Annotated in this window: 7 protein-coding genes; 6 read left to right on the forward strand and 1 reads right to left on the reverse strand. The window is 49.0% G+C overall.

Features of this window, described 5'->3' with window-relative positions; all coding sequences use genetic code 11:
- From carB to VIN66_RS00735, 3 genes are all read left to right on the forward strand, one after another.
- On the forward strand, window positions 1-3,089 hold a 3,089-nt coding region (gene carB / locus VIN66_RS00725), incomplete at its 5' end, for a carbamoyl-phosphate synthase large subunit (protein WP_331922209.1).
- The gene (greA, locus tag VIN66_RS00730; protein WP_331922210.1) at window positions 3,086-3,562 is read left to right on the forward strand and encodes a transcription elongation factor GreA; all 477 of its coding nucleotides are present in this window, start codon (window positions 3,086-3,088) and stop codon (window positions 3,560-3,562) included. The genes carB and greA, both read left to right, overlap by 4 nt.
- Before the next feature lie 161 nt (window positions 3,563-3,723).
- A complete protein-coding gene (locus VIN66_RS00735; protein WP_331922211.1) occupies window positions 3,724-4,119 on the forward strand; it encodes a hypothetical protein in 396 nt (131 codons plus the stop codon).
- On the opposite strand, the gene yhbY is transcribed toward VIN66_RS00735, so the two are convergent.
- Window positions 4,116-4,412, reverse strand: a complete 297-nt coding sequence (gene yhbY / locus VIN66_RS00740) for a ribosome assembly RNA-binding protein YhbY (protein ID WP_134057343.1) — start codon at window positions 4,410-4,412, stop codon at window positions 4,116-4,118. The two genes, VIN66_RS00735 and yhbY, sit on opposite strands and share 4 nt — an antisense overlap.
- An 83-nt stretch (window positions 4,413-4,495) precedes the next feature.
- On the opposite strand from yhbY, the gene rlmE reads away from it, so the two are divergent.
- The 3 genes from rlmE to VIN66_RS00755 all read left to right on the forward strand — a co-directional run.
- The gene (rlmE, locus tag VIN66_RS00745; protein WP_331922212.1) at window positions 4,496-5,125 is read left to right on the forward strand and encodes a 23S rRNA (uridine(2552)-2'-O)-methyltransferase RlmE; all 630 of its coding nucleotides are present in this window, start codon (window positions 4,496-4,498) and stop codon (window positions 5,123-5,125) included.
- Between the two features lie 58 nt (window positions 5,126-5,183).
- Window positions 5,184-7,103 (forward strand): ATP-dependent zinc metalloprotease FtsH, encoded by a 1,920-nt coding sequence (gene ftsH / locus VIN66_RS00750; RefSeq protein ID WP_331922213.1) that lies wholly within the window; start codon window positions 5,184-5,186, stop codon window positions 7,101-7,103.
- 91 nt (window positions 7,104-7,194) lie between these two features.
- On the forward strand, window positions 7,195-7,449 hold a 255-nt coding region (locus VIN66_RS00755; RefSeq protein ID WP_331922214.1), incomplete at its 3' end, for a dihydropteroate synthase.

Below are 7,449 nucleotides of genomic sequence, written 5' to 3' on the forward strand. Positions count from 1 at the left end.
TTCTGGTGAACTCTAACCCGGCCACCATTATGACCGACCCTGAAATGGCCGATGCCACCTACATCGAGCCTATTCACTGGCAGGTAGTAGAAAAAATTATTGAGAAAGAGCGCCCGTGTGCGGTTTTACCCACCATGGGTGGTCAGACGGCACTGAACTGTGCGCTGGACTTAGAGCGTCACGGTGTACTGGCGAAATACAACGTTGAAATGATTGGTGCCACAGCCGATGCGATCGATAAAGCAGAAGATCGTAGCCGTTTCGATAAAGCCATGCGTTCTATCGGTTTAGCCTGTCCACGTGCAGGTTTAGCGCACTCGATGGAAGAGGCTTATCAGGTACTGGAAGACATCGGCTTCCCGTGTATCATTCGTCCATCTTTCACCATGGGCGGCTCAGGCGGCGGTATCGCCTACAACAAAGAAGAATTTGAAGAAATCTGTACCCGAGGTCTGGATTTATCGCCAACTAAAGAGCTGCTGATTGATGAGTCGTTAATTGGTTGGAAAGAATACGAGATGGAAGTGGTGCGGGATAAAAACGACAACTGCATCATCGTCTGTTCGATTGAAAACTTCGACCCTATGGGTGTGCACACCGGCGACTCTATCACGGTAGCTCCGGCACAGACCCTGACCGATAAAGAGTACCAAATCATGCGTAATGCCTCCTTGGCAGTACTGCGTGAAATCGGTGTTGAAACCGGTGGTTCAAACGTACAGTTTGGTATCAACCCGGAAGATGGCCGCATGGTGATTATCGAGATGAACCCGCGAGTATCACGCTCGTCAGCACTGGCATCTAAAGCGACCGGTTTCCCTATTGCCAAAGTAGCGGCCAAGCTGGCAATTGGTTACACGCTGGATGAGCTGGCTAACGATATTACCGGTGGTAAAACGCCGGCATCGTTCGAGCCAAGCATCGACTATGTGGTGACCAAGGTACCACGCTTTAATTTTGAGAAATTTGCCGGTGCCAATGACCGCTTAACCACCCAGATGAAATCGGTCGGAGAAGTGATGGCTATTGGCCGTAACCAGCAAGAGTCGCTGCAAAAAGCACTGCGCGGTCTTGAGATTGGCGTATGTGGGTTAGATCCGGTTATCGATATCACACTACCGGAAGCCAAAGATAAGATTATCCGTGAGCTGAAAGAGCCGGGTTCACACCGTATTTGGTACATTGCCGACGCCATGCGTTTTGGCATGAGCATGGATGAGATTTTCCAGCTGACTAAAATTGACCCCTGGTTCCTGGTGCAGATTGAAGATTTAGTGAAGGAAGAGCAGTTGTTAGCGAAAGACGGCTTCGCTGCACTGGATGAAGTACGGTTAAAGCGGTTAAAACGTAAAGGTTTTGCCGATAAGCGCATTGCCGATGTGTTGGGCGTCAGCGAAAACGAAGTGCGTAAAAAACGCCACGGTTATAAGCTGCACCCGGTTTATAAACGCGTAGATACCTGTGCTGCCGAGTTTGCCTCGAACACGGCGTATATGTATTCCAGCTACGATGAAGAATGTGAAGCTGCACCGACTAACCGCGATAAAATTATGATTATCGGTGGTGGCCCTAACCGTATCGGTCAGGGTATCGAATTCGATTACTGCTGTGTACATGCCGCACTGGCGCTGCGCGAAGACGGTTATGAAACCATTATGGTTAACTGTAACCCGGAAACCGTTTCTACTGACTACGACACCTCAGACCGGCTGTATTTCGAGCCGATTACGCTGGAAGACGTGCTGGAAATTGTCCGCAAAGAGCAACCTAAAGGCGTTATCGTGCAATACGGCGGCCAGACGCCACTGAAACTGGCCCGTGCGCTGGAAGCGAACGGTGTGCCAATTATTGGTACTTCGCCTGACGCAATCGACCGTGCCGAAGACCGTGAGCGTTTCCAGCAGGCGGTAGAGCGTTTAGGCCTGAAACAGCCGAAAAATGCTACCGTTACCAGCTTAGAAGAAGCGATTACCAAAGCACCGGAAATTGGTTTCCCAATGGTTGTGCGCCCGTCATATGTACTGGGTGGCCGGGCCATGGAAATTGTATACGATGAGCAGGACTTACGCCGCTATATGACCGAAGCGGTTAGCGTATCAAACGACTCGCCGGTGCTGCTGGATAACTTCCTTGATGACGCTATTGAAGTGGACATCGACGCCATTTGTGACGGCAAAGAAGTCGTTATCGGCGGCATTATGGAACATATCGAGCAAGCGGGTGTGCACTCTGGTGACTCGGCCTGTTCTTTACCACCACACAGCCTGGGTAAAGAAATCCAGGATGTCATGCGTGAGCAGGTACGCAAGCTGGCGTTGGAACTTGGCGTTGTGGGTTTAATGAACACGCAGTTTGCCGTGAAAGATAACGAAGTGTACCTGATTGAAGTGAACCCACGTGCTGCGCGTACCGTGCCTTTCGTGTCAAAAGCGACTGGTGTTGCCGTAGCTAAAGTGGGTGCACGTTGTATGGCAGGTAAATCACTTGCTGAGCAGGGCGTGACAAAAGAAATCATTCCACCGTTTTTCTCTGTTAAAGAAGTGGTTATTCCGTTCAACAAGTTCCCTGGCGTAGACCCTATTTTAGGCCCTGAGATGCGTTCTACCGGTGAAGTGATGGGCGTGGGTGATACTTTCGAACAAGCCTTTGCTAAGGGGCAGCTGGGTGCCAGCACCTTAATACCAACTGGTGGCAGAGCCTTGCTTTCAGTGCGCGACAGCGATAAAGTGCGCGTAATTGAGCTGGCAAAACGCATGGTGGAAAAAGGTTTTGAACTTGACGCCACTGGTGGTACTGCCAAAGCCTTACAAGCCGCAGGCGTTGAGTGCCGCGTGGTGAATAAGGTGTTTGAAGGCCGGCCACATATTCTGGACCGTATTAAAAACGGTGAGTACAGCTATATTGTCAACACTACTGATGGCCGCCAGGCAATTGAAGACTCTAAAGTCATCCGTCGTGGCGCCCTGCAGCACAAAGCTAACTACACCACGACGTTGAACGCCGCCTTTGCTACCGTGAAATCAAATGCTGCCAGTGCATTTGAAAGTGTAGCCTCGGTGCAGGAATTACATAAGAGAGTAAACGGATGAGTCCAATTCCGATGACAGTGCAGGGCGCAGAAAAACTGCGCACTGAGCTGAATGAATTAAAATCAGTGAAACGGCCTGCGGTGATCCAGGCAATCGCTGAAGCGCGTGAACATGGCGATTTAAAAGAAAACGCCGAGTATCATGCAGCGCGTGAACAGCAAGGCTTTATTGAAGGTCGTATTCAGGACATCGAAGCCAAGCTGTCGAACGCGCAAATTATTGATATCAGCAAAATGGCTAACACGGGTAAGGTGATCTTTGGCTCTACCGTGACCATTTTAAATCTGGATACTGAAGAAGAAGTGACCTACCGTATCGTAGGTGACGATGAAGCAGATATTAAGAACAACCTGATTTCAGTAAATTCACCGATTGCGCGTGGCTTGATTGGCAAATCAGCAGATGACGTCGTCAACATCACTACGCCTAAAGGGGTAGTGGAGTACGAAATCACCGAGATTGAGTACATTTAACATCCATCACCTGAAAAAGCCGGTTTAAACACCGGCTTTTTTGTCAGTTCGAATCATGCTCTGTATCAGGGCTGCAGCCTCGTAGCTTGAATTGCGTTACTGGTCAGATCAATTTTGCATGGATTCTTCGTTACATTAACGATGTCAGTAACGAGGTGTCTATGAAGCATAGCAAGCCATTTTCGCTTGAACTAACCGACCGGGTGTTACGGGTGACCGCTTTCGGTGTTTGGACTCTGGTTGATGCCAGGGAATATGTGCGCCAGATGCGGTTATTGGTGCAACCGGTAATAAACAACGATTGGGCATGTATTCTTGATGCCAGGCTTTGGAAAATGAGCCCGGCAGAGGTATTTTCTTTATTAAGAGACAATACACTGTGGTGCTATCAGCGTAACTTAATGTACGCAGTAACGTTGCTACCAGATGACAAGATGCTGCAGTGGCAGTTTATTAAGACAACAGAGATGGAAAAACCCGAAGGTTTTGTCAGCCGTTTAGCTGAAGATGACCTGGCAGCCTATGCTTTATTGCGGGCTGCCGGTTATATGAATTAGCCGCGGGGCAATTGAATCTTTTTATCTTCACTCTGGCGAAACAGTACCAGGGTTTTACCGATTACCTGTACTTTGTCGGCTTTGGTTTCGCGTACTATTGCGTCCATGATCAGGTTCTTTTCTTCCCGATCTTCGGTTGGCACCTTAATTTTTATTAGCTCATGAAAATTAAGTGCGACTTCGATTTCAGCGACCACGCCTTCTGTCAGGCCATTACCGCCAAGCAGGATGACGGGCTTAAGCTCATGTGCTTTCGCTTTTAAAAATTGTTTCTGTTTATTGGTTAAACTCATAAAATGACTATTTCCGCAGATAACGCTTGAATTTGCGCTATTGTAGCGCCATCTATCGCATAACACTAATTAAGAGTGACAGCATGACCAAGAAAAAACGCTCTGCCAGTTCAACCCGCTGGTTGAAAGAGCATTTTGACGACCACTTTGTACAAAAGGCGCAGAAGCTCGGGTTACGTTCCCGCGCAGCATTTAAACTGGAAGAGATTAACCAGCAAGACAAGCTGATTAAGCCTGGCATGACAGTCGTCGATCTGGGATCGGCCCCCGGCAGTTGGTCGCAGTTCTGTGTTGGCGTTGTCGGTAACAATGGCACTATCATTGCCTGTGATATTTTGCCGATGGATCCTATTAACGGTGTCAGCTTTTTACAGGGTGATTTTCGCGAAGAGACCGTTTTAGAGGCATTATTGAGCCGGATTAACGGACAGAACGTAGATGTGGTATTGTCTGATATGGCGCCTAATATGAGTGGTAATGACACAACAGATCAAGCCCGGTCTATTTATCTGGTCGAGCTGGCTTTAGATATGTGTCAAAAAGTATTGAAGCAAAATGGCAGTTTTGTGGTCAAAGTATTTCAGGGCGATGGTTTCGAGCAATTTTTAAAAGACGTACGCTCGGCGTTCACCACAGTAAAAATACGTAAGCCTGATTCGTCACGTGCGCGGTCACGTGAGACATATATCGTGGCGACCGGCTTTAAAGTCTAGTAAAGTAGCCGGGTAATTATCTAATTTTGGTAAGAAAGAGGTTATAACCTTGAGTGACATGGCAAAGAATCTGATTGTCTGGTTAGTGATCGCCGTCGTACTGATGTCGGTGTTCAACAGCTTTGGTCCTGGCGACAGTGCTGAGCGGCAAACCAGTTACACTCAGTTTATCAAAGAGGTAAATCAGGGGCAGATCCGCGAAGTTAAGGTGGAACGCTCCGGAGTGATCACCGGCGTTAAACGCAGTGGTGAGCGCTTTGAAACCGTGATCCCAACAGGTTATGACGAGAAACTGCTGGATGATCTGATAAAAAATGAAGTGAGCTCTTATGGCACTAAGCCTGAAGAGAGCAGCTGGCTGGCAACCATTTTTATTTCCTGGTTCCCAATGCTGTTACTTATCGGCGTCTGGATCTTTTTCATGCGTCAGATGCAAGGCGGCGGTGGCAAAGGTGCGATGTCGTTTGGTAAAAGCAAAGCGCGTTTAATGGGCGAAGACCAGATTAAAACCACTTTTGCTGATGTTGCCGGTTGCGACGAAGCCAAAGAAGAAGTGTCTGAGCTGGTAGATTATCTGCGTGACCCTTCACGGTTCCAGAAGCTGGGCGGTAAAATTCCGAAAGGTATTTTAATGGTCGGTCCGCCTGGTACCGGTAAAACTTTACTGGCAAAAGCGATTGCCGGTGAAGCCAAAGTACCGTTTTTCACAATCTCCGGTTCTGATTTTGTTGAAATGTTTGTTGGTGTCGGTGCATCACGCGTGCGGGACATGTTCGATCAGGCGAAGAAAGCGGCACCTTGCATTATTTTTATCGACGAAATTGACGCCGTAGGCCGTCAGCGCGGTGCGGGTTTAGGCGGTGGTCACGATGAACGTGAACAGACACTAAACCAGATGCTGGTTGAAATGGATGGTTTTGACGGAAACGAAGGTATTATTGTTATCGCCGCCACTAACCGTCCAGATGTTCTTGACCCGGCATTATTACGTCCGGGTCGTTTTGACCGTCAGGTTGTGGTTGGGTTACCAGATGTAAAAGGCCGTGAGCAAATTCTGAAAGTGCATATGCGCAAAGTACCGCTGGCGGAAGGTGTAGAGCCATCAGTTATCGCGCGTGGTACGCCGGGTTTCTCGGGTGCAGATCTGGCCAACCTGGTTAACGAAGCCGCTCTGTTTGCCGCGCGTGGTAACCGTCGTGTCGTATCAATGGACGAGTTTGAAAAAGCCAAAGATAAGATCATGATGGGTGCTGAACGCCGCTCGATGGTGATGACAGAGAAAGAAAAAGAAATGACAGCGTACCACGAAGCTGGACACGCTATCGTTGGCCGCATGGTGCCTGAACATGATCCGGTGTATAAAGTCAGTATTATCCCGCGCGGCCGTGCGCTGGGTGTGACCATGTACTTACCGGAACGCGACCGGGTATCACACAGCAAGCGCCACCTGGAAAGCATGATCAGTTCACTGTTTGGTGGCCGTATCGCCGAAGAGGTAATCTACGGTTTTGAACAGGTGACCACCGGTGCATCTAATGACATCGAGCGTGCAACAGATTTAGCCCGCAAAATGGTGACGCAATGGGGTTTCTCAGAAAAACTTGGCCCGCTGTTATACGCTGATGAAGAGGGCGAAGTGTTCCTGGGCCGTTCTGTCAGCAAAAACAAGCATATGTCGGAAGATACCGTTAAAGCCATTGATGCGGAAATCCGTGATTTTATCGACCGTAACTATGACAGAGCCAAGAGCATCATCGAAGAGAATATGGACATACTGCACGCGATGAAAGACGCGCTGATGAAGTATGAAACCATTGATGCGAAGCAAATTGATGATTTGATGGCACGCCGTGATGTACGCCAGCCAGAAAACTGGGAACCCAGAGATAAACCTGGCTCAGGTGATAAGCCTGACACCAAAACACGTCAGGAAGAATCTGCAGGCCCGGCTAAACCGTCAGAAGGCAATCTGCACTAAATACCGGATTTATCCGGACATCGTTAACACAAGCCCCGGTTTTTACCGGGGTTTATTTTTAGCTGTGAATCAGTATTCGCGGGAGCCCGCTATGCAACTAAATTTACCCCGCCAGCGCAAACTGGATCTGCGTCGACCAGTCGTCATGGGCATTCTAAACGTGACTCCAGATTCTTTCTCGGATGGTGGTAAGCATCAGCATCTTACCGATGCGTTACGGCAGGCTGAACGCATGCTGGCAGATGGCGCAGGGATCCTGGATATCGGCGGCGAGTCGACCCGGCCGGGGGCGGCTGATGTTTCTGAACAGCAAGAGCTGGACAGAGTTGTGCCGGTTATTACGGCT

Origin of the sequence: Rheinheimera sp. (assembly GCF_036568245.1) — a bacterium.
Classification (GTDB): Bacteria; Pseudomonadota; Gammaproteobacteria; order Enterobacterales; family Alteromonadaceae; genus Alishewanella.

What these genes read in the sequence shown, in the direction of transcription:
- greA (WP_331922210.1), top strand. Translation starts at nt 3,086, where the DNA reads ATGAGTCCAATTCCGATGACAGTGCAGGGCGCAGAAAAACTGCGCACT.
- VIN66_RS00735 (WP_331922211.1), top strand. Translation starts at nt 3,724, where the DNA reads ATGAAGCATAGCAAGCCATTTTCGCTTGAACTAACCGACCGGGTGTTA.
- yhbY (WP_134057343.1), bottom strand. Translation starts at nt 4,412, where the DNA reads ATGAGTTTAACCAATAAACAGAAACAATTTTTAAAAGCGAAAGCACAT.
- rlmE (WP_331922212.1), top strand. Translation starts at nt 4,496, where the DNA reads ATGACCAAGAAAAAACGCTCTGCCAGTTCAACCCGCTGGTTGAAAGAG.
- ftsH (WP_331922213.1), top strand. Translation starts at nt 5,184, where the DNA reads ATGGCAAAGAATCTGATTGTCTGGTTAGTGATCGCCGTCGTACTGATG.